This window comes from Streptomyces sp. NBC_01450 (assembly GCF_036227505.1).
In the GTDB taxonomy this organism is placed as follows: Bacteria; Actinomycetota; Actinomycetes; order Streptomycetales; family Streptomycetaceae; genus Streptomyces.
Genome location: NZ_CP109480.1, coordinates 3,315,883 through 3,341,985 on the forward strand (window position 1 = coordinate 3,315,883; position 26,103 = coordinate 3,341,985).

A 26,103-nucleotide genomic window follows, 5' to 3' on the forward strand; every position below is an offset into this window, starting at 1 on the left:
GCTCGGATCTCCCCCGTGAGACCTCAACTGCGCGTCAATAGTGGCTAATCTGCTGTCAGGTTAGCGTACGGGGCGCCGACCGGTAAGCGATCCGACAGGAGCGCGGTGGTGACAGGGACGGACTCCTCCCAGACCGGACCGAGACTGGTTGCAGGGCGCTACCGGCTGACGGAGGTGCTCGGGCGGGGCGGCATGGGCGTCGTCTGGCAGGCCGCCGACGAACTGATCGGTCGCACGGTCGCGGTCAAGGAACTCCGCGTCCCGCATGGGCTCTCCGAGAGAGAGCGCGCGGCCTTCGGCGAGCGGGCGTTGCGCGAGGCCCGCACCGCTGGGCGCATCCACCATCCCGGAGTGATCGCCATCCATGACCTGATTCCGGACACGGCGCAGCACGCCGTGGTCTACGTGGTTATGGAGTTCGTGGAAGCACCCTCGCTGGCAGCGGTTCTGGAGCAGGATGGCGCCCTGCCCGAGCGGCGCGTGGCACGTCTGGGAGTCCGATTACTGGAGGCGCTGGACGCTGCACACGCGATCGGCCTGGTGCACCGGGACGTCAAGCCCAGCAACATCCTGGTCCTGGCCGACGACCAGGTGAAGCTGGTCGACTTCGGCATCGCCCACGCTGTCGACGACACCCGCCTCACCCGCACCGGTGTCGCCGGCTCCATCGGATACATAGCCCCCGAACTGTTCGAGGGTGAGTCCCCCACTCCCGCGGCCGACCTGTGGTCCGTCGGTGTCACGCTGCACCACGCGGCCACCGGCCGCAGCCCCTTCGAGCGCGGATCCACTGCGGCCACCATTCGAGCGGTCCTCCACGAGGACCCACCGCCGCTGGACCGTCATCCTTCGCTGTCCCCTGTGATCGAGGGCCTGCTCGTCCGGGACCCGGCCCGACGCCTGGGCGGCGGGGAAGCGGCCGAGGGTCTTCGCTCTGCCGTCACCTCAGCCCGGAACCCGGCCCCCGAACCAGTGAGACAGGCCCCCCGGCCGGACGAAGCCACCGGCCGACCCGCCACATGGCAGGGCCGCCCCACCGGCGTGCACCCCCGCCTCACCAGCGCCCGGAGACCGAGAGCCAGAGCGGACACGACGGGCCAGGCATCCACCACGGGCAGAGACACGGCCACCGGATCACCGAGGCAGCCCGAGCCGGCGGACCGTTCCGCTGCCGCCCTGCGTCACCAGGGGGAACAGCGGAACAACGGTGGCAGCGGACCGGCCACATGGGCAGACCAGCCCACCACTGTCCGGAATACGGCGCCACCGAGACCAACGGCGCGATCGCGGGCGGCTGGATGGTCGGACGACGAGACGGATGGGGGCACCGAACGCTACGCGATCTCTCCGTCGCAAGCCGTGCGGCAGTTCAGGCGTTCCTCCCTCGTCGTCCTGGCCGGACTGAGCTGGTGGACCGGCTGGAGACTCTGCAACGACGTGTTGCAACTTCCGTTCCTCCTCGTCGTCGTGGTGGCCGGTTGCCTGTTCTTCGTGACGCAGCTGACCGTGGTCGGCAGTTCAGGGTTAGGCAGCTTCGCCCTTGATAGCCAGGGCATCACCCTGTTCTGGAGGAAGGAACCCTGGCGGAGGCTCCTTTCGCCCCCGAACGGCAAGGTTTTGGTGCCGTGGAACCTCATCGACGAAGTCGTCCTGCTCCCTCGGCCCCATACCGAGACCACCAGCCAGGACAGGCGGACCGCCATCGCGCTGCATGTCTCCCTGAGCAAACGACGCCCCGTGCTCGGCGTCGATCGCACGGATGACGGGCGCGGCTTCATCTGGAGCTTGGGGGAAGCGGATCACCCGGCTGCCGAACTGAACGAATCGATCCACGCCGCCGCACCTCCACAGGCCACCGTCAGATGTCCGTCTGAGCAGGACTCCAAGGATCTGTGGCATCACCGTCCTCGGCGTCTCGGGCCGGTACTGGCCTCCCTCTCACTTGCCGGGATTCTCGTGGCCACGTACGTCTTCCACCATGAGGGAGGGCCGGTTCAGCTCGAGAAGGCCGGATGGGACGGTGAAGTAGAGTTCAGTCCCGACGGGGCGACACTGGCAAGCAGCAGTACCGACCACAGCATCAGACTGTGGGACGTCGGTACCCGCAAGAACACCGGTGTCCTTTCCGGAGATACGGGCGACATCTCGGCACTGAGGTTCACTCCGGATGGGAGCCTGCTGGCCGCTGCCGCCGACGACATCGACGAGCACACCATCAGGCTGTGGGACGTGTCCACGCACACCGAGCGCAGGACCCTGACCGTGGGCGAAGACACCTCGGTGGTGTCGCTGGCCTTCAGCCCCGACAACCACACCCTTGCCAGCGTGGACGAGGACGGCACCATCCTGGTGTGGGACGTCCGATCGGGCCGGAAGACCGCCACGATACGCGAGAACACGTCCGACGCCTTCCCGGTCGAATTCAGTGTGACCAGCCAGTTTCTCGGCGGTTTCGACAGCGGGAACCGGCCGCACCGGTGGTATCTCGTCACCGGCCGCCCTGTGCCCGTAGCCGCCCGCGACGGGAACTGGGCCACCATCTCGGGCTCCACCGTCTCCATACGGGACGGTTCCGGATCGTCCAGGCTCCTGCTGATCGGCCACGAAAGCAAGATCACCGACATGGACTGGTTGGGGGGCACTGCGAAACTCCTGGCCACCGCCAGCACGGACGGCACGATCCGCATCTGGCGCACCGATACCGGCAAGATGGCGCGGAAACTGACCCTGGACCGGGATAGCGGCTCCACGGCCGATGCCGTCGCCCTCAGCCCCATCGGAAGGACTCTCGTCTACGGGAGTGGCACGGCCCTGTGGATATGGGAGACGGGAGTCAAACCGTAGGTCGCCCCAACTCGCGACGTTTCCACAGGGGTTCACTGCAGACGACTCCTGGCTAACCTGTTGTCACGCTGGCGTGCCGGGCGCCGGCCGGTGAGCGATTCCGACAGGGGCGCGACGTTGGTGGGGACGGACTCCCAGGCGGCACGGCGGCTGGTGCACCGGGATGGCAAACCCAGCAGCATCCTGGTCGTACCTTCTGACGACGAGGTGAAGCTGGGAGGCGGAGCATGATTCTCCGGTTGACCGTTCAGGACGCTGACGCGGGCACGCTTGAGGACGTCGAGGTGGTCGCCGGTCCCGACAGCAGTACGGCCTCGCTGCTCGCGGCCTTACCGGTGGCCGTGGGTGACAGGCAGTGTTTCGTCGGATCGATTCCGCTGGATCCCGAGGCCGGCCTGGCGGACAGCCCGTTGATGCCGGGAGCGGTGATCAGCGTGGGGGCGCCGGGGCCGGCTTACCGCTTCCCCTCGGGGGACGGGGTCGGCGTGCTTCGGGTGACCGCCGGCCCGGACACCGGGCTGACGGTGGCGCTCGGCCCCGGAACCCATACCGTGGCGAGAAACTCGACGGCAGCGGTGTGTCTGCGGGATCCGGACATCTCCCGCCGCGAGCACGCCCGGCTGGAGGTCTCGCCGGACGGCCGGGTCTTCGTAGTGGACCGGGGCTCGACCAATGGGACGTACATCAACGGCCGCAGGGTCACCGGCCGGATCGCGCTCGCTCCGGGCAGGACCCTCCAGGTGGGAACCGACGAGCTGCAGTGGACGGCCCGGCCGACGGGAACCCAGCGGGCCACCCGCAGTGCGGACGGATGGCTGGACTTCGACCGGGCGTTCAGCCCGGCCCCGGCGATCCCTCGTACGGAGGCCACGTTGCCGGTGCAGCAGACCGCGACGGGCAATGCGGGCCTCGCAGGGCTGGCGGTGGGTTTGCCGGTATTCGGCGCGTTGGTCATGGCCATGATGATGCACCAGCCGAAGATGGCGTTCATCGCCTTACTGGGCCTCGTGGCCTGGGGGGTGATGGACAACAACCAGGACAAGCAGCGTGAAAAGCGCGAGGCCGTGTACGCGACGGCGAAGACCACCGTCCAGGAGAAGATCGACGCCCACGTCGCCGAAGAACTGCGCGTGCGTCGGCTCCTGGCCCCCGACCCGGCCAAGATCACCAGCATGGCCACGGGCGCTCGCCCGGACCTGTGGTCCCGGAGAGCGGACTCTCCGCACGGGCTGGTGCTGCGCGTGGGAACCGCCGATCAGGCGGCCGCCGTGGAACTGCGGGGCGAACCGTCGGAGGGCTTCGAGCCCCCGTTGCTGCGCAAGGCGCCGATCACACTGGACCTGCGGGTCACCGGCGTGCTGGGGGTGGTCGGTTCACGCCGGCAGGTGCAGGCGCTGACGGATTGGCTGGTATTGCAGCTGGCCGCCTTGCGCGGGCCGGCCGATCTGCGCATCGTGGTGATCGCGGCCGACGGGCACGACGGACTGGCCTGGACCCGGTGGTTGCCGCACGTGGACGCCGGGCCGGCGGCCGATGTTCCGTGCGTCATCGGCAACACCGGCACGACGCGCGCCGCGCGGGTGAAGGAACTGCGGCAGCTCGTCGGCGCGCGCCGCGAGCAGGGCACCCGTGACTCCCGCACACGGTTCGGTGACGAGGTCGTGGTCATCCTGGACGGAGCCCTCGCCCTGCGCGAACTGCCCGGCATGGACGAGGTGCTGCGGGACGGGCCGTCGGTCGGTGTCTATCTCGTGTGCGCCGATCGGCGCGGCATGAACGAGTGCCGCGGCCTGTGCGAGATGACCGGCACCACGCTCCGGCTCACCCGCACACCCGAAGAACACGCCATCACCGTGACGCCTCACACCCTCGACGAAGGCGCCGCCGAGCCGCTCGCCCGGGCACTCGCCCCGATGCGGGACCGGCTCACACTCGGCTCGTCAAGCAACGCCGTACCCGGCTACGCACGCTTCCTCGATCTGCTCGGCATCGGAAGACCCACCGCCGACGACGTCCTCGCCCTGTGGGGGCACGGGCAAGGACCGCGTACCCAGGTGATGCTCGGCGCGGACGCCGCAGGCCCGGTGGCCGTGGATCTGGCCGGTCAGGGCCCGCACACCATGCTCGGCGGCGCCACCGGAGCGGGGAAGAGCATTCTGCTGCAGACCCTGGTGACCTCGTTGCTGCTGGCCAACCGGCCCGACGAACTCAACCTGGTGCTCGTGGACTTCAAGGGGGGCAGCGCCTTTCTGCCCTTCCAGCACTGCCCCCATGTGGTCGCCCTGATCCGATCCACCGGGGAAACCCCCGCCGACATCTTCGATGACGCCGCCGCGACCCGGGTGCTGGCCTCCGTACGCGCCGAGGTCAGCCGCCGCGAGTCCCTCCTCGCCCGGTACGACGGAGAGATCGACCGGTACTGGAAAAGGCGCCGCACCGACGCAGCTCTGCCGCCGCTTCCGCGCCTGGTGATGGTCTTCGACGAGTTCGCCCGCGTCCTGGAGACCTCACCGGACTTCCTCAAAGAACTGGTCAATGTCGCCGCCAAGGGCCGTTCGCTGGGCATGCACCTGGTTCTGGCCACCCAGTCCCTGCAGGGGAAGCTGTCGCCGGAGCTGAAGAACAACATCTCGCTGCGCGTCAGCCTGCGGCAGAACGAGGCCGCCGACAGCACCGAGGTTCTCGGTGTGCCCGACGCCGCTGCCATCCCTGGCTCGCTGCGCGGACGCGGCCTGATCCTGTGCACCACCGACGAGGCGCGCATCCCGCAGGTGTTCCAGTCCGGATACCTGGGCTCCCCGCCGCCCTCCGGAGCGGCGCAGCCCGTCACTGTCCGTACCCTGCAGTGGCACCAGCTCGGAGCGCCACGGCCGGCCGAACATCTGACACGCGTGGAGGCGCCCACCGACCAGGAGCTGGCGGTGACCGCCGTCGAGGAAGCAGCCCGCCGCCGGGGGCTCGTCGCCCCCTTCCGGCCCCTCCTGCCGCCCCTGCCCCTGACGTTGACGCTGGAGGAACTCGCGGGCCGTCAGACCACCGCGCCGCCCGCCACAGCCGTGCCCTTCGGGCTGGCGGACGAACCCGCGGAGCAGGCCCAGCCCGCCCAGTACCTCGATCTGTCGGGTACGGACCGGCTCATGGTGGCGGGCGGTCCCCAGTCGGGCCGCACCATCTTCGCCCGGACGCTCATCAACGGCCTCGTCACCCGATTCCGGCCCGATCAGGCTCATCTCTACGTCATCGAACACCACCCTGCCGGGCTCGCGGACTTCGCCGAACTGCCGCACTGCGGCGGTGTCTTCTCCCCTGCCGAACCCGACCGCATCCGGCGCCTGGTCGCCTGGCTGGACGAAGAGGTCCAGCGCCGGTCCACAAGTGACCCCGCCCAGGGCTCGGACAGACCCCGCATCGTGGTCGTCATCGACGGCTGGGAGTACTTCGAGGACCACGGCGCCCCCACCTTCACCGAGACCTCACTGCTGACCGCGCTACGCGGCATCATCGCGGCCGGCGCTCCGCTCGGGGTGCACATCGTGCCACTCGGGGGCCACGACATGCTCAACCACAAGCTCCCCACCTACTACACCCGCCGCCTGCTACTCCCCTTCCCCAAGGAAGAGACCCGCCGAGCCCACTTGACCTCCCGCATGACCAGCCCGCCCGCCCTGCCCGGACGGGCGATCGACGCCGCGAGCGGCCGCCACATACAGATCTGCCGACCGGACGCACTCCCCGCCGATCTATCATCCCGCTTCACCGACCCCGACCCCGCCCGTCTGCCCCGCGAGTTCCCCGCACTGCCCACCCGGATCACACTCGAGGAACTGCCGCTGCCCGAACCACCGCCCTCCCCCACCTGGATCCCCCTCGGCATCGGCGGGCCCGACCACAACGCGGTGGGCATCGACCTCATCGAGGGAGCCCATCTGCTGCTCGTCTCCGGGCCGCCCGGCTCCGGCCGCACCACCGCGACGGCTGCACTCGCCCACTCGCTACGCCGAGCCGGCATCGGCGTGCTCGCCGTCGCCCCGCCCCGCTCCCCCCTTCCCGGCCTGCTTCCCGAAGACCCGGGCGTACGCGTCCTCACCGGCATCTCCCACAAGGACGTCGACCTCCGCGAGGCCGCCGAGGTCTTCGGTGACGGCCCCTATGCCCTGATACTCGACGACGCGGACCACATCACGGTGCTCCCCACCCAGCAGGGGTTCGCCGACGCGCCCACGCTGCTGGACGACATCGCCCGCCTCTCCGCACGCGGCCGCCAGGCCCTCGTTCTCAGTGCCGACGCGACCCCCCTGCTCACCGGCTTCCCCAGCCCACTCACCCGCCTGATCAACACCATCCTGGCGACGGGCCATCGGCTCCTGCTCACCCCGGCCGGCCGCCCCTCCGCCGTGGCGCACAGCATCACCCTGGAACCGGACCAGTACTTCGCCGCGCCACCCGGCCGGGGATATCTCTCCTCGAGCCGGGCACCGATCCTCCTCCACCTGGCAACGGCCCCCCGACACCTGCTCTGATCACAACAGCGGCTTTGGATCAGCACCCGCAGCCGCTGCCCGACCCGGTGAAAACGTCTGCGCGCTCAGGGCTGCTCTCCGCGCTTGACCTGCGGCCTCGGCAGCCGGAGTCGGCGCATCTGCAGGGAACGCTGCAGGGCGTAGCCGACCGCGCCGTGCGTGTTCTCGTCCGGGAAGCGCTCCTCGAGCCGCTTCTTGAGGCGGATACCGCTCACGGCCGCGTCCAGCACCATCAGCCCAATGACAATCGGCCACAGCAGCAGCGCGATGTTCTGCACCGCGGACATCTGCACCACGCTCAGCACGAGGATGACCACAGCGAGCGGCAGGAAGAACTCCGCCACGTTGACCCGCGAGTCCACCCAGTCCCGGGCGAACCGGCGGATCGGACCCTTGTCCCGGGCCGGCAGATACCGCTCGTCGCCGCCGGCCAGCGCCTGGCGTTGCCGCAGCATCTGCGATCTGACGGTGGCGGGGTGGGACTCCGGGGTCGAGGCGCGAGAACGGGCGGAAAACGGGCCTTGTGGGCCGTTCGTGCCGTGCTCCGGTGGCGGCATCGGCCTGACGCTGGTGGGGTGGACCTCCCAAGTCGCCCGGAAAGCGTCGCTGTCCGCGTCGGCCTGATGGGGAACGGTCCCGGTGACGCCATCCGGCTCACCCTGCCGGGACGGCGCCACGTCGGCGGCGGTGCGCAATGCCGCCATGGCCTGTTCGCTGGTCATGCGGTGCTCCCTGTCACGCGTGAGCAGACCACCGATCAGCGGTCCCAGCGACGGGTACTCGCTGAGGGACGGCGGGTCGTCGTAGAGGATCGCGTGCAGGGTGGCCGCCGTGGAGGCACGATCGAACGGACCGGTACCCGCCACGGCATGGAACAGGGTCGCGCCAAGTGACCACAGGTCCGCGGCCGGCGAAGGTGAATTGCCTTCGAACAGCTCCGGAGCCATGTATCCGGTGGAGCCGGCTACGCCATGGCGTGTGAGACGGGTGTCGTCGATGGCATGTGCGATGCCGAAGTCCACCAGTTTCGCTTTGTCACCGGGCAGGACCAGGATGTTGCTGGGCTTGACGTCGCGGTGCACCAGACTGATGGCGTGCGCCTCGTTCAATGCCGCGAGCGCCCCGAGGCCAAGGCGCGCCACGCGCCACTCAGGCAGGGCGCCTTCCTGTTCGAGGATTTGCGCCAGAGAGGGTGCCTCGACCAATTCCATGACGATATAGGCCGCTTCGTCATCCGGCGTGATGGGGATGAGGTCGTAGATGGCTACAAGAGCAGAGTGGTTAAGCCTTCCAGCGGTGCGCGCCTCCCGCAGCGCCCTCTCACTGAAGACTTCTCGCTCCTGACCGGACAGACCGTGCGGGGCCCGTAACTCCTTCACGGCGACCGTACGTCCGATCAACTCGTCGGATGCCCGCCACACGACCCCCATGCCGCCTCGGCCCAGCACCCCGGTCAACCGATACCGTCTCGCAACCAGCCTTGCTTCCCCGGAGCCCGTCCCCGTCACAGCCCAACTCCTCGACGTTGAGAAACCGCACCAGCAGTACGACTAACACGGCAGGGCCGTTCGCACCAGCGCCATCACAACTCGGGATGATCGCTTTCATACCCGCATTCTTGCTCGTCCGGCGGGCCCAGGGTCAGCCCTTCCTTGTGGACTTCCCACGTGAACTCCGCCCCACGCAGGTAGGCGCGCACCGCGCGTCCGACGTCGGCCAGAGCGCCAAGGAGTGCGTGCTGGTCGAATCACACCTTCTCAGCCACCACTCGCGGGTGCTCCACAGTAAGCATCTCGATGTCTTCCACGTCGGAGGTCAGAATCGTCACCCGGCCCGGATGAGCCAAGGCCGTCGCGCAGAGCATGGCGTCGATGGCGTACTTGTGGCCATGGACGCCCGCAGCCCGAAGGAGAGCCGCTGCAGACTGGGCAATCGCTTGAGTGACCGGCTCGATGCGCAGGCGGGACAGAGTCCACTTCAGGGCAGCGTCGTTGATCCTCGGGTGGATAACCTCGACCAGCACCGCAGCCGACGTGATCACCGGGAGATCCGCCTCGCGGCCGGCCGTCAGCCACTCGTGGACGTCCCGGTCTCGTTGGACGGCCTTCGCCAAGCCCTCACTGTCCAGGATCAGGGCACCACTCACGCGGCAGCCTCGGCCCCGGGCTGGGATCCGGTGAGCTTGGCTCGTTTGGCCGCCACGGCCTCCGGATCGGCCGGGCCGTGGACCTTGTCAAAGTCCGCAATCAGCTCGTCCAGGTTGTCACGCTCGATCTGGCGCTGCGCGGCCCGCTCCAGATATGCCGAGACTCCACGCCTGCCCACCCGCTCGCGGATGGCCTGCAGCGTGCCGGCGGTCAGGGACACAGAGATACCGCTACTGGGGCCGTCTCCTGGGAGGAAGTCAGCATCGTCAACCATGGGGACAGTTTGGCATTCGAAATAGCATAGCGCTACCCGGTTGTGGATCCACATCCAAAAGCGTCGGCCCGGCAACGTCCGTGGACGCGGCCGGGGCCAACGTGATGGGGCTTCAGAACGTGCGTCATTTGAGCGTCAACAGTCGGAGGAATCGCTCTGATACTGCTAGCGAAGGGATCATCGCCCCCTGCTGAAACCGCAGGTCAGGCTGTTTCCGGCAAACAGCGTCACCCTTCACACGTTGCACGCCCGGAAACGCGTCGAGCAGATGACAGATCCCAAAAACCGCAGGTCAGGCACCCTTCTGAGCAGGCTCCAAAATCGCCACGCACTCCACGTGGGAGGTCATAGGAAACAGATCGAACGCCCGCAGCGTCCGCACCTTGTACCCGCCGTCGCGGAAGTACCCGAGGTCGCGGGCCAGTGCCGCCGGGTCGCAGGCGACGTACGCGATGCGGCGGGCGCTCAGGGAGGTGAGGTGTTCGACCGTCTTCTTGCCGGCGCCGGCGCGGGGCGGGTCGAGGACGATCAGGTCGACCTCGGTGATGCCGGTGCGCGGGAGGACCGACTCGACCTTGCCCTGTTCGATGCGGACCCGGTCGAAGGCGGCGAGGTTGTGCCGGGCGTCCTCGACCGCGCGCTTGCCCGACTCGATGCCGAGGACCGCGCCCTTGTCGCCCAGGCGGTCCGCCAGGGCGCCCGCGAAGAGGCCGACGCCGCAGTACAGGTCGAGCGCCATCTCGCCCTTGCGCGGCATCAGGCCCTGCATGACGGCCTTGACCAGGGTGTCGGCCGCCATCGGGTGGACCTGCCAGAAGCCGCCGCTGCCGACGCGGTACGTACGGCCGTCGGCGCGCTCGCGCACGAACGCGCGGCCGTGGACGCGGTGGATGCCGCCGTCGTGCTCCTCGACGCGCATCACGGAGACGGGCTTGTCGAGTTCCACGAGGGGCAGGCGGGCGCCGGGGCGGGGCTCCAGGATGACCATGCGGTCCTGGGAACCGGTCGCGGCGATCGCGTCGACCGAGGCCATGCCGGACCAGTCGCGCTCCTCGATGCCGAGTTCGCTGACGCCCGGCGCCGCGATCATGCAGTGCTCGATCGGCTCGACCTCGTGCGAGCGGTGGCGGCGCAGTCCGGCGTTGCCATCGGGGTCCACGGCGTACTGGACGCGCGTGCGCCAGGCCGGGACCTCGCCGGCGGGCAGCTTGTCGCCCTCGGCGGGCATCACCGTGCCGTCCCAGCCCGCCTCCTCGGGCGTGAGGCCCGCGAGTCGCTGCAGCTGCTCGGCGATGACCTCGCCCTTGAGGCGGCGCTGCGCGCCCGGCTTGGCGTGCTGCCAGTCGCAGCCGCCGCAGCGGCCGGGGCCGGCATAGGGGCAGGGGGCTTCGACGCGGTCCTTGGAGGCCGAGAGGATCGTCACCGCGTCCGCGCGCAGGAAGCGCGCACCCTCCTCGCCCTCCGTGACGCGCGCGACGACGCGCTCCCCGGGCAGGGTGTGCCGGACGAAGAGGACCTGGCCCTCGCTCGTACGGGCGATGCAGTGCCCGCCATGGGCCACGGGGCCGATCTCGACCTCGTACTCCTCCCCCACCAGCGATTTCTTCGGTTCTGCCTGCATGGCGGGGTGACTCCAGATGCGAAAGGGGATGAAGGAAGGGGTCGCGGAACGACGAGCGGCCGGACAACAGCCCACCAGTCTACGTGGACGTTGCCCGGCCGCTCACCACAAGACCGTCAGCCCTTGGCGTTCGAGGTCTCCTTCGGACGCTCCTCCGCCGGACCCCGGCGCACCGCACCCGGCGCGTTCCAGTCCTGCCGCTTGCGGGCCCGGTTCTTCGCGACCTCGGAGGACTCCAGCTGGTAGGGCACGGAGGTCACCATCACACCGGGCGTGAACAGCAGCCGGCCCTTGAGCCGCAGGGCGCTCTGGTTGTGCAGCAGGTGCTCGTACCAGTGGCCGACCACGTACTCGGGGATGATCACGGAGACCGCGTCGCGCGGGGACTCCTTGCGCAGGCTCTTGACGTACTCGATGATCGGCCGCGTGATCTCGCGGTACGGCGAGTCGAGGACCTTCAGCGGTACGTCGATGCCGCGCCGCTCCCACTCCTCGCGCAGCGCCTTGGTCTCGGCCGGGTCGACGTTGACGCTGAGCGCTTCGAGGGTGTGGGAGCGCATCAGCTTGGCGTAGGCGAGGGCGCGCAGGGCCGGGCGGTGGATCTTGGAGATCAGGACCACCGAGTGCACGCGGGAGGGGCGGACGCTGTCGTCGGAGGGACCCTCGGGGGCAGCGAGCTCCTCGGAGACCCGGTCGTAGTGCTTCCGGATCGCGCTCATCGTGGCGTAGAAGATCACCATGCCGAGCAGGGCCACCCAGGCGCCGTGGGTGAACTTGGTGACGAGGACGACGACCAGCACCAGACCGGTGAAGAAGGCGCCGAAGGCGTTGATCGCGCGGGAGCGGATCATGTGGCTGCGCTTGGCCGGGTCCTTCTCGGTGCGCAGGTGACGGTTCCAGTGCCGGACCATGCCGGTCTGGCTGAGCGTGAAGGACACGAAGACGCCGACGATGTAGAGCTGGATCAGCCGGGTCGAGTCGGCGCCGTAGATGACGACCAGGAGCGTGGCCGCGCCCGCGAGCAGCACGATGCCGTTGGAGAAGGCGAGGCGGTCGCCGCGGGTGTGCAGCTGGCGCGGCAGATAGCGGTCCTGGGCGAGGATCGAGCCGAGCAGCGGGAAGCCGTTGTACGCGGTGTTCGCCGCGAGGAACAGGACCAGCGCGGTGGCGGCGGCGAGCACGATGAACAGGAGGCTGCCCTTGCCGAAGACCGCCTCGGCGACCTGCGAGATCACCGGGTTCTGGACGTATCCGGAGCCGATCGGGACGCCGTTGTGGATCAGGTCGGTGGCCGGGTTCTCGGCCATCCGGACCTTGGTCGTCATGGCCAGGGCGATGATGCCGCAGAACATGGTGACGGCGAGCAGGCCCATCGCCGCGAGTGTGGTCGCGGCGTTCTTCGACTTGGGCTTGCGGAAGGCGGGAACGCCGTTGGAGATGGCCTCGACGCCGGTGAGCGCCGCGCAGCCGGAGGAGAAGGCACGCAGCAGCAGGAAGACGAGCGCGAAGCCCGCGAGGCCCTGGTGCTCGGCCTTGATGTGGTAGTCGGACGTCGGCGCGCGCATGGTGTCGTTCAGGACGAGCCCGCGGAAGGCACCCCACGCGATCATGATGAAGACGCCCGCGACGAAGACGTACGTCGGAATCGCGAAGAGCTTTCCGGACTCCTTCACTCCGCGCAGGTTCATCAGCGTGAGCAGCACGATGACGACGACGGCGCACAGCACCTTGTGCTCGACGACGAAGGGGATCGCGGAGCCGAGGTTCTCGATGCCGGAGGCGATGGACACGGCGACGGTGAGGACGTAGTCCACGAGCAGCGCGCTGGCGACGGTGAGGCCGGCCTTGGGGCCGAGGTTGGTGTTGGCCACCTCGTAGTCGCCGCCACCACTGGGGTAGGCATGCACGTTCTGCCGGTAGGAAGCGACCACCGTGAACATCAGCACGACGACCGCGAGCGCGATCCAGGGGCTGAAGTGGTAGGCCGACACGCCCGCGATGGAGAGGACCAGAAGTACTTCCCCGGGTGCGTAGGCCACGGAGGAGAGCGGGTCGGACGCGAAGACGGGGAGTGCGATGCGCTTCGGCAGGAGGGTTTCCCCGAGCCGATCACTGCGCAGTGCGCGCCCGATCAAGATCCGTTTGGGCACGTCGGTCAGTTTGGACACGCAGAGGATCGTAAGCGTTCGAACGGGACGTCGCCCACCCGCCGCTCGACATCTGCTCTCCGAGTGAAAACGGGAAGGGGTCCCGTTGCGGATTCCGTAGCCACGTACTTCCGCATGCCTATATGACAAAGCCCCGGTTTGTCCCACTATGGAGGTTCCATGCACGCGACCGCTGAGCTCATCGGTGCCACGGCAGGACTCGTCGGACTCGGAATCCTGACTCTTCTCAGTGTGCGCAGCTTCAATCGCCGCTGATCGCCGAAGACGCGCAGGCGAACGTGCACAGGGGTGCCCCTGATCGACCGCGCGTGTGTAGCTTGGGCGGCGGTCTGAGACCCTGTTCAGCCTGAGCCGTAACCAATTACATCCGGAAGGACGGTCGTGCACATCGTCATCATGGGCTGCGGAAGAGTGGGTTCCGCTCTCGCCCAGACCCTGGAGCAACAGGGGCACACGGTCGCTGTGATCGATCAGGACCCCACCGCCTTCCGACGACTGGGCTCCGGCTTCGGCGGCCGTCGTGTCACCGGAGTCGGCTTCGACCAGGACACCTTGCGCGAAGCGGGCATCGAGGAGGCCGGAGCCTTCGCCGCCGTCTCCAGCGGTGACAACTCGAACATCATCGCCGCCCGGGTGGCCCGCGAGATGTTCGGCATCGAGAACGTCGCCGCGCGCATCTACGACCCGCGCCGCGCCGAGGTCTACCAGCGCCTGGGCATCCCGACCGTCGCCACCGTCCGCTGGACGGCCGACCAGATGCTGCGGCGGCTGCTCCCCTCGGGCGCCGAGCCGCTGTGGCGCGACCCCACCGGCGGGGTTCAGCTCGCCGAGGTGCACGCCTCCGCCGCCTGGGTCGGCCACAAGATCAGCCGTCTCCAGGACGAGACCGGGGTGCGTGTGGCCTTCCTCACGCGGCTGGGTGAGGCGATCCTGCCCTCCTCGCAGACGGTGCTGCAGGAGGGCGACCTCGTGCACGTGATGATGCGCACGGACGACGTCGAGAAGGTCGAGGCGTCGTTCGCCGAGGGCCCCGAAGAGGAGAGCGGTCACTGATGAGGGTCGCCATTGCCGGTGCCGGTGCCGTCGGCCGCTCCATCGCGGGCGAGCTCCTGGAGAACGGGCACGAGATTCTGCTGATCGACAAGGCGCCGACCGCCATCTCGGTCGAGCGCGTCCCGCAGGCGGAGTGGCTGCTCGCCGACGCCTGCGAGATCACCTCGCTGGACGAGGCGGCGCTGCAGCGCTGCAACGTGGTCATCGCGGCCACCGGTGACGACAAGGTCAACCTGGTCGTCTCGTTGCTCGCGAAGACCGAGTACGGCGTCCCGCGCGTCGTCGCCCGCGTGAACAACCCCAAGAACGAGTGGCTGTTCAACGAGGCCTGGGGCGTGGACGTGGCGGTCTCCACCCCGCGTCTGATGTCGGCCCTGGTCGAGGAGGCGGTGAGCGTCGGCGACCTGGTCCGGCTGCTGCGCTTCAGCCACGGCGACGCGAACCTGGTCGAGCTGACCCTCCCGCCGGAGTCGGCCCTGGCCGGCACCCAGGTCGGCGACGTGGAGTGGCCCGAGGACACCTCCCTGGTCACGATCATCCGCGGCACCCGCGTCCTCACCCCCTCCCAGGAGGACTCCCTGGAGGCGGGCGACGAACTCCTCTTCGTGGCCGCCCAGGCCCGCGAGGAGCAGCTCGAGGACCTGCTCTCGGTCCGCCGCGACGACGCGACGAGCTAGTCGGCTCCGACAGCTCCGATACGACGGCGGGGGCGCCCGGAGATCTCCGGGCGCCCCCGCCGTCGTATCAGCCCGTCCGGTGCACGCCGCCCTCAGGGACGGCCACTCCGGCGCGCCGGCGCTACGCCTATCGGCGGTGGCGACCCGCGGTGGTGTCGTGCTCCCCGGCGGCAGCCGCCCGGCGCTCCTTCTCGGCCTGCTCCTCCGCCTCCATCTCGGCGAACACGTCGATGGGCGCCGGGGCCTTGGCCAGGAACACCCAGGTCAGCCAGACGGCCAGCAGGAAGGGCGGGATCTTCAACGCGATCAGGACCCAGCCCAGCTGGGCGGTGTTGGCCCACCAGTAGAGCGGGAAGAGGATCGCGCACTTGGCGAGCAGGATCAGGCCCCAGGCCCAGCTGGCCTTCGCGTAGGCCTTCTTGCGGCCGGGGTTGCGGGTGCGCCAGGAGAGGTTCTCCTTGAAGACCGGGCCGAGGATCAGACCGATCAGAGGCACGCCGGCGAGGGTCGTGACGATGTAGGCGACGGCCAGGCCGAGCGTGTAGAGCATGCCCGGCAGATAGAAGTCCTTGGCGTTGCCCGTCATCATCGCGAAGACCACGCCGAAGGCGACGCCGAAGACGCCGCTGAAGGCGTGCTTGACGGTGTCCCGCATCGCGAGGCGGACCACGACCAGCAGCAGGGACACCCCGAGGGCGGCGATCGCCGACCAGTGCAGGTTCTTGTTGATCGTGAAGATGGTGACGAAGAGCAGGCCGGGCACCACCGTCTCGACCATGCCCCGCACGCCGCCGAACGCCTCGAAGAGTGCGGCCTCGGTCACCGCCCGCGCGTCCTGCTGGGCGTTCTGGGCGTCCTGGGCGTCTTCGGTCGGCTTGTCGAGCGACGTCACCGGCTACTCCCGTCCAAGGGGTCTGAGTTCGTACTTCGGATTGAACAGCACCCTACGGCCCCGGCTCATCGAGATCCGGCCCGAGGCGATCAACTTGCGTCCCGGCTCTATGCCCACGATGGAGCGTCTGCCGAGCCAGACCACGTCCAGGGCGGCCGAACCGTCGAACAGCTCGGCCTCCAGGGCCGGGACTCCGGCCCGTGGGCGCAGAGTGACCGTGCGCAAGGTACCAGTAACCGTGACGATCTGTCGGTCGTGGCAGTCACCGATACGCGTACACCCCGCGGTCTCGGAGTCCTCGCGCAGCTCCTCGGACTCCAGGTCCTCCTGGGACGAGGAGAGCCGGTCGATCATGCGCCGGAACCGGCCCGCCGGCTTTTCGGAACGAGGAACAGCACTCATACCGAAAGCGTACCGGGGAGCGCTGACGTCGGATGAACGCGTGCGCTCACCAGCGCTCCTTCGCGCGCCTGTGCCGTTCCTGTGGCCCTGCCCGCCCTGTACCCCTTCCCGCAGGGACTACTTCTCGAACCGATATCCCATCCCCGGTTCCGTGATGAAGTGCCGAGGATGCGAGGGGTCCACCTCCAGCTTGCGGCGCAGTTGCGCCATGTAGACCCGCAGGTAGTTCGTCTCGGTGCCGTACGACGGTCCCCACACCTCCTGGAGCAGCTGCTTCTGGCTGACCAGGCGGCCGGTGTTGCGCACCAGCACCTCCAGCAGGTGCCACTCCGTGGGGGTGAGCCGTACGTCCCGCCCCGCCCTGTTGACCTTCTTGGCGGCCAGGTCGACCGTGAAGTCCTCGGTGTCGACGACTACGTCGTCCTCGCCGCCCCCGGTCGGCTCCGCGCGGCGCACGGCGGCGCGCAGCCGGGCCAGCAGCTCGTCCATGCCGAAGGGCTTGGTGACGTAGTCGTCGGCGCCCGCGTCGAGCGCCTCGACCTTCTCGTCCGAGGAATGCCGGGCGGAGAGCACCAGGATCGGCACCCGGGTCCAGCCGCGCAGCCCCTTGATCACCTCTACGCCGTCCATGTCGGGCAGCCCGAGGTCGAGGACGACGACGTCCGGATGGCGGGCGGCGGCGAGCTGGAGGGCACCAGCGCCGTCGGCGGCCGCGTCGACCTCGTAATGGCGTGCCTTCAGGTTGATCACGAGGGCACGCACGATCTGCGGCTCGTCGTCGACCACGAGCACCCTGGTCATGAAGCCTGCCTTTCTGCTGTTGCCGTGGCCAGGGCGCGTCGGTTGTCCACCGCCCGGACCGTGAGCACCATGGTGAGTCCGCCGCCAGGCGTGTCCTCGGCGTTCAGTGTGCCGCCCATCGCCTCGGCGAAGCCGCGGGCGACCGCGAGGCCGAGGCCGACGCCCGCGCCGCGGGGAGCGTCGCCGTAGCGCTGGAAGGGCGCGAAGATGCGGTCCTTGGCCTCGTCCGGGACTCCGGGGCCGCGGTCCACCACCCGTACCTCCACCCGGTCGGCCATGGCGCTCGCGGACACCAGGACCGGTTCGTCGGCGGGGCTGTACTTGACGGCGTTCTCGACGAGGTTGGCGACCGCGCGCTCCAGCAGGCCGGGGTCGACGGCGACCATGGGCAGCGTCTCGGGGATGTCCAGCTCGGCACTGCCCTCGGGTACGCCGCCCAGCGCCATCGGGACCACCTCGTCGAGGTCGATCTCGCGGATCAGCGGGGTGACCGTACCGGTCTGCAGGCGGGACATGTCGAGCAGGTTGCCCACCAGGTGGTCTAGGCGGTCGGCGCCCTCCTCGATCGCCTCCAGGAGCTCCGCCTGGTCCTCCTCCGACCAGGCCACGTCGTCGGACCGCAGCGAGGACACGGCGGCCTTGATCGCGGCCAGCGGGGTCCGCAGGTCATGGCTCACGGCGGCCAGCAGCGCGGTGCGGATGCGGTTGCCCTCGGCCAGCTCCTTGGCCTGGTCGGCCTCGTGCTGGAGGCGCTGACGGTCCAGGACGACCGCGGCCTGGGCGGCGAAGGCGGCGAGCACCCGGCGGTCGGAGGCGGGCAGGACGCGTCCGGACAGCGCGAGCGCCATGTGGTCGCCGACCGGCATGTCCACGTCCGCGTCCTCGGGCCGTGTCGGTGCCTGGGGGCCCACGCTGCCCGCGCACGTCCACGGGTCGACGTCGCCGGCCCGCTCCAGCAGGGCGACCGACTCCATCCCGAAGGTCTCCCGGACCCGTTCCAGCAGGGCCTCCAGGCTGGTCTCGCCGCGCAGCACGCTGCCCGCGAGGAAGGAGAGGATCTCCGACTCGGCGCGCAGCCGGGCCGCCTGATGGGTGCGTCGGGCCGCGAGGTCCACGACCGAGGCCACGGAGACGGCGACCCCGACGAAGATCGCGATGGCGACGATGTTCTTGGGGTCGGCGATCGTCAGCCGGTGCAGCGGCGGCGTGTAGTAGTAGTTCAGCAGCAGCGAGCCGAAGGCCGCCGAGGCGAGGGCCGGGAAGAGCCCGCCGAGCAGCGCCGCCGCGACCGTCACCGTCAGGAACAGCAGCATGTCGTTGGCGAGGCCGAGGTCGATGGTGTTCAGCAGCAGGGCCAGCACCACCGGGCCACCGACTCCGATCAGCCAGCCCCAGATGATCCGGGAGCGGCCGAGCCGGGCGCCCCGGGCGACGGGCAGCCCGCGCCCCTTGGCGACCTCGTCGTGGGTGACGATGTGGACGTCCAGATCGGGGCCCGACTCCCGGGCGACGGTGGCGCCGACGCCGGGCCCGAAGACGTACTGCCAGGTCTTGCGGCGCGAGGAGCCGAGCACGATCTGGGTGGCGTTCACCCCGCGCGCGAAGTCGAGCAGCGCGACCGGTATGTCGTCCCCGACGACATGGTGGAAGGTGCCGCCCAGGTCCTCGGCCAGGGTGCGCTGGACGGCGAGCTCCTTGGGCGAGGCGGAGGTCAGTCCGTCGCTGCGGGCTATGTACACGGCCATGACCTCGCCGCCCGCGCCCTTCTCGGCGAGCCGGGCGGCCCGGCGGATCAGTGTGCGCCCCTCGGGACCGCCGGTCAGCCCGACCACGATCCGCTCACGGGAGCCCCAGATCTTCGAGACCCGGTGCTCGCTGCGGTACTCGGTCAGATACTCGTCGACCCGGTCGGCCACCCACAGCAGCGCGAGCTCACGCAGTGCGGTGAGGTTGCCGGGGCGGAAGTAGTTGGACAGTGCGGCGTCGACCTTGTCGGACTTGTAGATGTTGCCGTGCGCCATACGGCGGCGCAGCGCCTGGGGCGACATGTCGACCAGCTCGATCTGGTCCGCCCGCCGCACGACCTCGTCCGGGACCGTCTCACGCTGCCGTACACCCGTGATCGACTCGACGACGTCGCCCAGTGACTCCAGGTGCTGGATGTTGACGGTGGAGACGACGTCGATCCCGGCGGCGAGCAGCTCCTCAACGTCCTGCCAGCGCTTGGCGTTGCGTGAGCCGGGGACATTGGTGTGGGCGAGTTCGTCCACCAGAGCGACGGCCGGGGCACGGAGCAGGACGGCGTCCACGTCCATCTCGCTGAAGACCGAGCCGCGGTACTCGAGCTGCTTGCGCGGAACCTGCTCCAGGCCGTGCAGCATCACCTCGGTGCGCGGCCGGTTGTGGTGCTCCACGAAGGCGACGACGCAGTCGGTGCCCCGCTCCATGCGGCGGTGCGCCTCTGAGAGCATCGCGTACGTCTTGCCGACGCCCGGTGCCGCACCGAGGTAGATCCGAAGCTTGCCGCGTCCCATGGCCCCATTGTCTTCCTGTCACCGCTGTGTACGCAGCGTCGACCTTACGGCCAACAATCTCGACAAATGGGGTGGGAGGCCGGCCCGCGGCCGTCTTTGACGCAACCCTGATGCCGCCCGGCTCAGTGCTCGACGATCCCTCCGTCGCGCAGCTCGATGACCCGATCGGCCAGGTCGAGCGGGGTGGCCCGGGAGGGGGCGACCAGGGCCGTCACCTGTTCGCAGCGGACGATCACGTGCAGCAGCTCCATCAGGGCACGGCCGCTCCCCGCGTCGAGCCCGGCCGCGAACTCGTCGGCGACGAGGAGCGCGGGTTCGCCCGCGAGGGCGCGCGCGATCGCCACGCGCTGTTGCTGCCCGCCGGTGAGCTCCCCGGGCCGGCACGTCGCGTGGTCGGTGAGCCCGACGAGCGAGAGCAGCCGGGCGATCCGCTCCTCGCGCGCGTGCCCGGCGACCCCGCGCAGCCTCAGCGGCACACCGATGTTCTCGGCGACCGTGAGCAGCGGGATGAGCCCGAGGGGCTGGAAGACGAAGCCGATCCGGTCCCTGCGCAGCTCCAGCAGGCCGTCCTCGCCGAGCCCGTCCAGCGCGAACCCGTCGACGGTGATCCGCCCCGCGTCCGGTTCGTCGAGGCCGCCGACGAGGTTGAGGAGCGTGGTCCTGCCGGACCCGGGGCGGCCCGTGAGGGCGACCAGTTCGCCGCGTGGCACGTCGAAGGAGACGCCGCGCAGGGCGGGTACGACGGCGGCTCCACCGCCGTACCAGCGATGCACCTTCTCGACGCGCACCATGGTCTTTGTGGCGACCTCGACCTGGCTCATGTCCCTCCCCGGTCCACCGGGCGAATACCTTCCCCGCCGTTCGGGCGCCCCGGTGTCGCCACCGGGACGCCCGGCCGGACAGGGCGTCAGTTCGGATTGTCCCCGTCGGTGAGAGTCTCCCAGGCGACGAAGAGGTTGTTGCTGCCGGACGGCCGGTTCTGCTCGGTCAGCTTCTGGGTGTTGGTCATGGCGATGCCCAGGCGGTTGTGCAGGGCGTTGTAGCCGGTCTCGGTCACCGGCCCCAGCCCGAGGGTGAGGGAGCCACCGCACAGCCAGCTCGGTACCGCCTCGCCCAGCTGGTACTTCGACTGGAATCCGAGCGCCTGCCGCAGCCGCTCGCCGACGTCCGTGCCGTACAGGTCCTCGCCCTGGATCCGGCTGGTCTCGGCGATGTGCGAGATGGCCGAGATGCCGTACCCGGTGTGCGTGAAGTCGCGGCAGGTCTCCTGGGTGAGCCCGGTGACGAAGGTGGACTGCCCCTGCCAGTAGTTGACGATCTTCGCGGTGGTGTCGAGGTTCTGGCTCGGCACGGTCTTGGGCAACGCGCCGTCGGAGGAGAGGTAGACGTACGCGGCCGCGCGGGTCCGGAACTTCACCATGGCCTTGTCGTACGACGTCCGGTCCTCGAGGAAGACGGAGATGCCGACGGCGGCCTCCATCATCGACAGTTCCCAGTTCCCGTTGGAGTTGGAGCCGTTGATGACCTCGGGGAGGTAGACGGTGCGCAGCATGGTCGCGAAACGGCCGGAGTTGGCCCAGGTGCCGGTGTACGTGTACTTGATGAGCTCGGCGGCCTTGGGCCACGAGGAGCCGGCCCAGCCGGTCTGCAGGGGCGCGTTGCTGTTGGTGTGCTCTTTGATCACGGCCGACCAGGCGTCCATCAGGGCGATGGACTTCTGCGCGTACCGGTCGTCGCGGGTGATGTACCAGGCGAGGGCGTCGGTGTACGCGGCTATCGCGTCCTCGCGCTCGTCCGTGCAGCCGTAGTTGGGGTTGGAGTAGGAGCCGCACTCCACGGTCGCGCGGGGCTTCGGGACGCGGTTCAGGTCGGCGTACTTGCTCGCCATCATCTGGTCGTACGCGGCCTTCCAGGGCTGGGCCCCGGCGTTGACCTTGGTGCGGGCGAAGTCCAGCTGGCTCCTGGAGACCGTGACTCCGGGGTGCGCGAAGGTGGTGGGGGCGGCGTCGGCCTGTCGGGCGGCGGGCCAGACGAGGGCGCCCGCGACGAGGGCGGTGACGGTGGCGAGGAGGGCGGTACGGCGCATGGTGGGGGGCCATCCGTTCTCGTATGTGAACGATGAGCGCCTCCGTGAACTCAGGCGCTGGGCCGAGACCATAGGTACAGACCAACTGCCCGTCAAGGGATCGCGCACAAGAAAGGGCCGCACCCCCGTCGAGGGGTGCGGCCCTTTGAAGCCCTGTGGCTGTTCTGCCCGCGGAGTCCGACGGACAGGTCCTAGCGGACCTCGGTGATCTCCGGTCCGCGCTGCAGCTGTCCCATGCCTCCGGAGAAGCGGGAACCGCTCTGCTCCTCCTGCTGGACACCCTCGGGCACCATCTGCGCGTCGTTCGGCAGCTTCAGGACGATCGGGTCGCGCGGGGCCATCGGACCCTCACCGCGTACGACGACCGTGTCCCTGAAGATCTGCTCCAGCAGACCCGCGGCCTGCGGCTGCACGGCGCCCTGCCCGGAGATCACTCCGCGCAGGAACCAGCGGGGGCCGTCCACGCCGACGAACCGCACGACCTGGAAACCACCCGTGCCGTCCGGCAGCTGCACCGGCACCTGCGCCCGCAGCTCCCAGCCCAGCGGGCCCTCGACCTCGTCGATGACACCGCCCTGCTGCGTGATGCCGGAGGCGATCTCCTCGCGCACCTCGCCCCAGATGCCCTCGCGCTTGGGAGCGGCGAAGGCCTGCAGCTGGATGGCGCTGTCCTTGAGGACGACGGTGGCCGCCACGATCGCGTCACCCGCGACCTCGACCCGCAGCTCCATCCCGTCGACTCCGGGGACGAAGAGACCGCCCAGGTCCACGCGCCCCTCGGCGGGGTCCCGCACCTCCGAGTCGTCCCAGGGTCCGTCGGGTCGCGGCTCCGGCTCGAGCCTCACGCGCTCGCGCTCCGCCTCGTCCGCCTCAGTGTCGACACTGTCGACGACCTGCTCGGCCTCGCCCGCCGCGTCCTCGGCGGCACTGCCCTTCTTGCGACGTCCGAACACGTCACTGTCCTTCCCGGTCGGATACGACCGAAGCGTATCGATTCCCACCCGTTGTGCCGCCCACGGCGGCATGACCGCCAGTGGACCCGAAGCCCCCTGCAGCCCGCGCCGAATCGGGAAGTTCCGCGACCTCCTGGAAGCGGACCTTCTCGACCTGCTGGACGACCAGTTGAGCAATCCGGTCGAAGCGCTCGAACCGCACCGACTCATGCGGGTCGAGATTCACCACGATCACCTTGATCTCCCCACGGTACCCGGCATCAACCGTCCCCGGGGCATTCACGAGGGCGACACCGCAGCGGGCGGCCAGCCCGGAACGCGGGTGCACGAAGGCCGCGTACCCCTCGGGCAGCGCGATGGACACGCCCGTGGGCAGTACGGCGCGCTCACCCGGCTTCAGTTCACGGCTCTCGGTGGTGCGCAGATCGGCTCCCGCGTCACCCGGTTGCGCGTACTCGGGGAGCGGTACGTCCGGGTCGACGCGGCGGATCAGCACAGCGAGTTCTTGACGGGGCTCGCGGGTCACGGGTTCACCTCGAAGGCACGGACACGGCGGATCTGGTCCGGTTCGTTCATGGCGGCCCGGATCTCCTCCGGACGGCCGTTGTCGATGAAGTGGTCGACCTTGACCTCGACGAAGACGGCGTCGGCGCGCACGGCGACGGGCCCGTCGGGGCCGCCGATCCGCCCGGTGGCGGTCGAGTAGATCTTGCGGCCGGCCACCGCCGTGACCTCGGCCTCCAGATACAGCACCGTGTCCACGGGGACGGGCAGGGCGAAGTCGGTCTCCAGGCGGCCGGTGACCGCGATGGTGCGCAGCAGCCAGTTCAGCGAGCCGAGCGTCTCGTCGAGGGCGGTGGCCAGCACTCCGCCGTGGGCGAGCCCCGGGGCGCCCTGGTGGGCGGGCCGTACGGTGAACTCCGCCGTGACGGTGACGCCCTCCCCCGCGCGTGCCTCCAGGTGCAGCCCGTGCGGCTGCTCCCCGCCACACCCGAAACACTGTTCGTAGTGGGCGCCGAGGAGCTCGCCGGGGGCGGGCGCGTCGGGGTGCCGCACCGGCGCGACGGCGTCGGCGGGAGGCTTCAGAGCTGCGGAAGTACGACTCACAGCCGCAGACCTTACCCGCGCGTCCACCAAGTCTTCGCACCGTGCCAAGCTTGGCTTCATGCAGCTCTCCGCCTCCCCGTACGAAGAACGCCTCACCGCCCCCCGCAGCTGGTGGGCGATCTGCTTCCTGACCGGGATAGCGATGGCCCTGATCTTCCTCCCCTTCGGCACCTTGCCGCTGCTGGGCGGGCTGGTCGGCGGCACGGCGGTCTCGGCGGTCGTGGCGAGCGCGTACGGGTCGATCCGCATCCGGGTCGTCGGTGACTCCCTGCTCGCCGGCGAGGCCAAGATCCCGGTCACGGCCCTGGGCGACGCGGAGATCCTGGACCAGGAGGAGGCGCGCGCCTGGCGCACGTTCAAGGCGGACCCGCGCGCCTTCATGCTCCTGCGGGCGTACATCCCCACGGCCCTCCGCGTCCAGGTCACCGACCCGGCCGACCCCACGCCGTACCTGTATCTGTCGACCAGGGAGCCGGAGCGCCTGATCGCGGCGCTCGAGGCGGCTCGGGCCGCGGCGTAGGACCTTCGGAATCAGTAGGGCCTTCGGAATCAGGGGCGCGCCTTCGCGTGACGGTTGCGCACCCGCGCACACCGGTCCACGGCCAGTGCGCCTCTGCACGCGAGTACCGCCGTTCCGCCGCTGTCTCCGCTCCGCGGGCGGCCGGTGGTCAGGCGGGGCTCAGTGCCCCAGTTCCTTGGGGATCTCCCCGATCCGCAGTGGATCCGTCGGTTTCTCCAGGGGCGGCAGTTCCAACAGCGCGTCCCACGGCACCTGGGACTTGCGCAGGTCCTTGCGGATACGCGCCGCCAGGCGCTTGGTGTCCCGGCGGTTCATGACCGCCCCCACCGCCGCGCCCACCATGAACGGCATCAGGTTCGGCAGATCCCGGACCATCCGTTTCATGATCTGCTGGCGCAGCTCACGCTTCATCTGGCCGCCCAGCGCGGCGTTGATCGTCGACGGTTTGGTCACGTCGATCCCGCGTTCGGAGGACCAGGAGTTCAGATACCCGGTACTGCGCTGTTTGAGGTTGCCCGGCGGCCGCAGGCCGTAGACCTCGTGGAGCTCGGCGATCAGCTTCAGCTCGATCGCGGCGACCCCGGTGATCTCGGCGGCGAGCTCGGTCGGCATCGCGGGCGGCACCGGCAGCATCGCTGCGGCACCGATCCCGGCGCCCACGGTGGACGTCGCGTTGGCCGCACCCGCGACGAGCTTGTCCGCGAGCTGTTCGGGGGTGAGTCCCGGGAACTGCTTACGGAGGGTCGCGAGGTCCCGTACGGGGACCCGCGGTGCGATGTCGATGATCCGGTCGGCGAGGTAGGACAGGCCCGCCCTGGCCCTGCTGCCGCCTTTCTGGACGCTCTTCCTGACCCCGTCCCGGACGCCGGCCGCACGGCGGCCGGTGGCGGGTACGGAGGCGTCCGTCGGTACCGGATCGTCGGCCGGTCCGGGGTCTCCGGCCGGCGTCACCTCTCCGGCCCGCGCAAAAGCGCCTGTCGGCGCTGTGGCGGGCGCCCGCTCGAGCGAGGCTGATCCTGGTCGGGAAGAGCCCCGCTCGTCGTCACGCACGCCTTCAGGGCCGTCTGAGGGCCCTTCGTCCGCCGCCCGTGAGGGGAAGCGGCGCTTCCAAGGAGGGGTCGAGCCAGTCACGGCCGACCCTGCCTCAGTCGCAGTCGCGGCAGATCGGCTGACCGTTCTTCTCGCGGGCCAGCTGGCTGCGGTGGTGCACCAGGAAGCAGCTCATGCAAGTGAACTCGTCCTGCTGCTTGGGCAGCACCCGGACAGCCAGCTCCTCGTTCGAGAGGTCGGCTCCGGGCAGCTCCAGGCCTTCTGCGGCCTCGAACTCATCTACGTCGACCGACGACGTCGACTTGTCGTTCCGGCGAGCCTTCAGTTCTTCAAGGCTGTCCGAGTCGACGTCGTCGTCGGTCTTGCGTGGGGTGTCGTAATCCGTTGCCATGTCGCTCTCCCCCTCTGGGTGTCTGCGGTGTCTCAGCGCACGTAACGCGTGAGAGGCCGGACT

At 69.6% G+C, this 26,103-nt stretch carries 21 protein-coding genes; 5 read left to right on the top strand and 16 right to left on the bottom strand.

The window, feature by feature from the left end:
* The first annotated feature begins 108 nt into the window (after positions 1–108).
* Together OG568_RS14770 and OG568_RS14775 are read left to right on the top strand one after the other, a co-directional pair.
* On the top strand, positions 109–2,844 hold the full coding sequence (locus OG568_RS14770) for a WD40 repeat domain-containing serine/threonine protein kinase (protein WP_329531890.1): 2,736 nt from the start codon (positions 109–111) through the stop codon (positions 2,842–2,844).
* 239 nt (positions 2,845–3,083) lie between these two features.
* Positions 3,084–7,364, top strand: coding sequence for an FtsK/SpoIIIE domain-containing protein (locus tag OG568_RS14775; protein ID WP_329531891.1), 4,281 nt, complete (start codon positions 3,084–3,086; stop codon positions 7,362–7,364).
* Between the two features lie 65 nt (positions 7,365–7,429).
* Here OG568_RS14775 and OG568_RS14780 read toward each other — a convergent pair whose 3' ends face one another.
* The 5 genes from OG568_RS14780 to OG568_RS14800 all read right to left on the bottom strand — a co-directional run bounded on the left by OG568_RS14780 (position 7,430) and on the right by OG568_RS14800 (position 13,574).
* Positions 7,430–8,821: a DUF3043 domain-containing protein gene (locus OG568_RS14780; RefSeq protein ID WP_329531892.1), complete on the bottom strand. Its 1,392-nt coding sequence runs from the start codon at positions 8,819–8,821 to the stop codon at positions 7,430–7,432.
* Between the two features lie 290 nt (positions 8,822–9,111).
* A complete protein-coding gene (locus OG568_RS14785; protein ID WP_329531893.1) occupies positions 9,112–9,510 on the bottom strand; it encodes a PIN domain-containing protein in 399 nt (132 codons plus the stop codon).
* Positions 9,507–9,785 carry a hypothetical protein gene (locus tag OG568_RS14790; protein WP_328779982.1) on the bottom strand — a complete coding sequence of 93 codons (279 nt, stop codon included), beginning with the start codon at positions 9,783–9,785 and terminating at the stop codon, positions 9,507–9,509. The genes OG568_RS14785 and OG568_RS14790 overlap by 4 nt, the downstream gene beginning before the upstream one ends.
* 292 nt (positions 9,786–10,077) lie before the next feature.
* Positions 10,078–11,406: a class I SAM-dependent RNA methyltransferase gene (locus OG568_RS14795; protein ID WP_329531894.1), complete on the bottom strand. Its 1,329-nt coding sequence runs from the start codon at positions 11,404–11,406 to the stop codon at positions 10,078–10,080.
* A 116-nt stretch (positions 11,407–11,522) separates the two neighbouring features.
* Positions 11,523–13,574, bottom strand: coding sequence for an APC family permease (locus tag OG568_RS14800; RefSeq protein WP_329531895.1), 2,052 nt, complete (start codon positions 13,572–13,574; stop codon positions 11,523–11,525).
* Between the two features lie 381 nt (positions 13,575–13,955).
* Here OG568_RS14800 and OG568_RS14805 point away from each other — a divergent pair, with 381 nt between their 5' ends.
* Together OG568_RS14805 and OG568_RS14810 are read left to right on the top strand one after the other, a co-directional pair.
* Positions 13,956–14,627 (top strand): potassium channel family protein, encoded by a 672-nt coding sequence (locus OG568_RS14805; RefSeq protein WP_266430049.1) that lies wholly within the window; start codon positions 13,956–13,958, stop codon positions 14,625–14,627.
* The gene (locus tag OG568_RS14810) at positions 14,627–15,304 is read left to right on the top strand and encodes a potassium channel family protein (protein WP_054237132.1); all 678 of its coding nucleotides are present in this window, start codon (positions 14,627–14,629) and stop codon (positions 15,302–15,304) included. Before OG568_RS14805 ends, OG568_RS14810 begins: the two co-directional genes overlap by 1 nt.
* A gap of 127 nt (positions 15,305–15,431) precedes the next feature.
* Here the strand turns inward: OG568_RS14810 and OG568_RS14815 are convergent, their stop codons facing one another.
* The 9 genes from OG568_RS14815 to OG568_RS14855 form a co-directional block, all read right to left on the bottom strand.
* Positions 15,432–16,196: a DUF3159 domain-containing protein gene (locus OG568_RS14815; protein WP_266430060.1), complete on the bottom strand. Its 765-nt coding sequence runs from the start codon at positions 16,194–16,196 to the stop codon at positions 15,432–15,434.
* A gap of 3 nt (positions 16,197–16,199) precedes the next feature.
* Complete coding sequence (locus tag OG568_RS14820; RefSeq protein ID WP_079090087.1) at positions 16,200–16,598, bottom strand: OB-fold nucleic acid binding domain-containing protein; 399 nt, start codon at positions 16,596–16,598, stop codon at positions 16,200–16,202.
* 117 nt (positions 16,599–16,715) lie between these two features.
* Positions 16,716–17,399: a response regulator gene (locus tag OG568_RS14825; RefSeq protein WP_266430067.1), complete on the bottom strand. Its 684-nt coding sequence runs from the start codon at positions 17,397–17,399 to the stop codon at positions 16,716–16,718.
* Positions 17,396–19,933 carry a sensor histidine kinase KdpD gene (locus tag OG568_RS14830; RefSeq protein WP_329531896.1) on the bottom strand — a complete coding sequence of 846 codons (2,538 nt, stop codon included), beginning with the start codon at positions 19,931–19,933 and terminating at the stop codon, positions 17,396–17,398. Before OG568_RS14830 ends, OG568_RS14825 begins: the two co-directional genes overlap by 4 nt.
* 122 nt (positions 19,934–20,055) lie before the next feature.
* Complete coding sequence (locus tag OG568_RS14835) at positions 20,056–20,754, bottom strand: ABC transporter ATP-binding protein (RefSeq protein ID WP_329531897.1); 699 nt, start codon at positions 20,752–20,754, stop codon at positions 20,056–20,058.
* 86 nt (positions 20,755–20,840) lie between these two features.
* Positions 20,841–22,019 (bottom strand): alginate lyase family protein, encoded by a 1,179-nt coding sequence (locus OG568_RS14840; RefSeq protein ID WP_329531898.1) that lies wholly within the window; start codon positions 22,017–22,019, stop codon positions 20,841–20,843.
* Between the two features lie 191 nt (positions 22,020–22,210).
* Positions 22,211–22,972, bottom strand: coding sequence for a DUF3710 domain-containing protein (locus tag OG568_RS14845; protein WP_266430079.1), 762 nt, complete (start codon positions 22,970–22,972; stop codon positions 22,211–22,213).
* 1 nt (position 22,973) lies between these two features.
* Positions 22,974–23,498, bottom strand: coding sequence for a dUTP diphosphatase (gene dut, locus OG568_RS14850; RefSeq protein ID WP_095852176.1), 525 nt, complete (start codon positions 23,496–23,498; stop codon positions 22,974–22,976).
* The gene (locus OG568_RS14855) at positions 23,495–24,079 is read right to left on the bottom strand and encodes a PaaI family thioesterase (protein ID WP_329531899.1); all 585 of its coding nucleotides are present in this window, start codon (positions 24,077–24,079) and stop codon (positions 23,495–23,497) included. The genes dut and OG568_RS14855 overlap by 4 nt, the downstream gene beginning before the upstream one ends.
* A gap of 58 nt (positions 24,080–24,137) precedes the next feature.
* Between OG568_RS14855 and OG568_RS14860 the strand changes: the two genes are divergently transcribed.
* The gene (locus OG568_RS14860; RefSeq protein WP_329531900.1) at positions 24,138–24,599 is read left to right on the top strand and encodes a DUF3093 domain-containing protein; all 462 of its coding nucleotides are present in this window, start codon (positions 24,138–24,140) and stop codon (positions 24,597–24,599) included.
* 159 nt (positions 24,600–24,758) lie between these two features.
* Here OG568_RS14860 and OG568_RS14865 read toward each other — a convergent pair whose 3' ends face one another.
* Together OG568_RS14865 and OG568_RS14870 are read right to left on the bottom strand one after the other, a co-directional pair.
* On the bottom strand, positions 24,759–25,730 hold the full coding sequence (locus tag OG568_RS14865; protein WP_329531901.1) for a hypothetical protein: 972 nt from the start codon (positions 25,728–25,730) through the stop codon (positions 24,759–24,761).
* A 13-nt stretch (positions 25,731–25,743) separates the two neighbouring features.
* Complete coding sequence (locus tag OG568_RS14870) at positions 25,744–26,040, bottom strand: DUF4193 domain-containing protein (protein WP_003997302.1); 297 nt, start codon at positions 26,038–26,040, stop codon at positions 25,744–25,746.
* Between the last annotated feature and the right edge of the window lie 63 nt (positions 26,041–26,103).

Coding starts and splice junctions, on each gene's coding strand:
- OG568_RS14790 (WP_328779982.1), bottom strand. CDS start 9,785: ATGGTTGACGATGCTGACTTCCTCCCAGGAGACGGCCCCAGTAGCGGT.
- OG568_RS14840 (WP_329531898.1), bottom strand. CDS start 22,019: ATGCGCCGTACCGCCCTCCTCGCCACCGTCACCGCCCTCGTCGCGGGC.
- OG568_RS14860 (WP_329531900.1), top strand. CDS start 24,138: ATGCAGCTCTCCGCCTCCCCGTACGAAGAACGCCTCACCGCCCCCCGC.
- OG568_RS14870 (WP_003997302.1), bottom strand. CDS start 26,040: ATGGCAACGGATTACGACACCCCACGCAAGACCGACGACGACGTCGAC.
- OG568_RS14795 (WP_329531894.1), bottom strand. CDS start 11,406: ATGCAGGCAGAACCGAAGAAATCGCTGGTGGGGGAGGAGTACGAGGTC.
- OG568_RS14825 (WP_266430067.1), bottom strand. CDS start 17,399: ATGACCAGGGTGCTCGTGGTCGACGACGAGCCGCAGATCGTGCGTGCC.
- OG568_RS14820 (WP_079090087.1), bottom strand. CDS start 16,598: ATGAGTGCTGTTCCTCGTTCCGAAAAGCCGGCGGGCCGGTTCCGGCGC.
- OG568_RS14835 (WP_329531897.1), bottom strand. CDS start 20,754: ATGAGCCAGGTCGAGGTCGCCACAAAGACCATGGTGCGCGTCGAGAAG.
- OG568_RS14810 (WP_054237132.1), top strand. CDS start 14,627: ATGAGGGTCGCCATTGCCGGTGCCGGTGCCGTCGGCCGCTCCATCGCG.
- OG568_RS14830 (WP_329531896.1), bottom strand. CDS start 19,933: ATGGGACGCGGCAAGCTTCGGATCTACCTCGGTGCGGCACCGGGCGTC.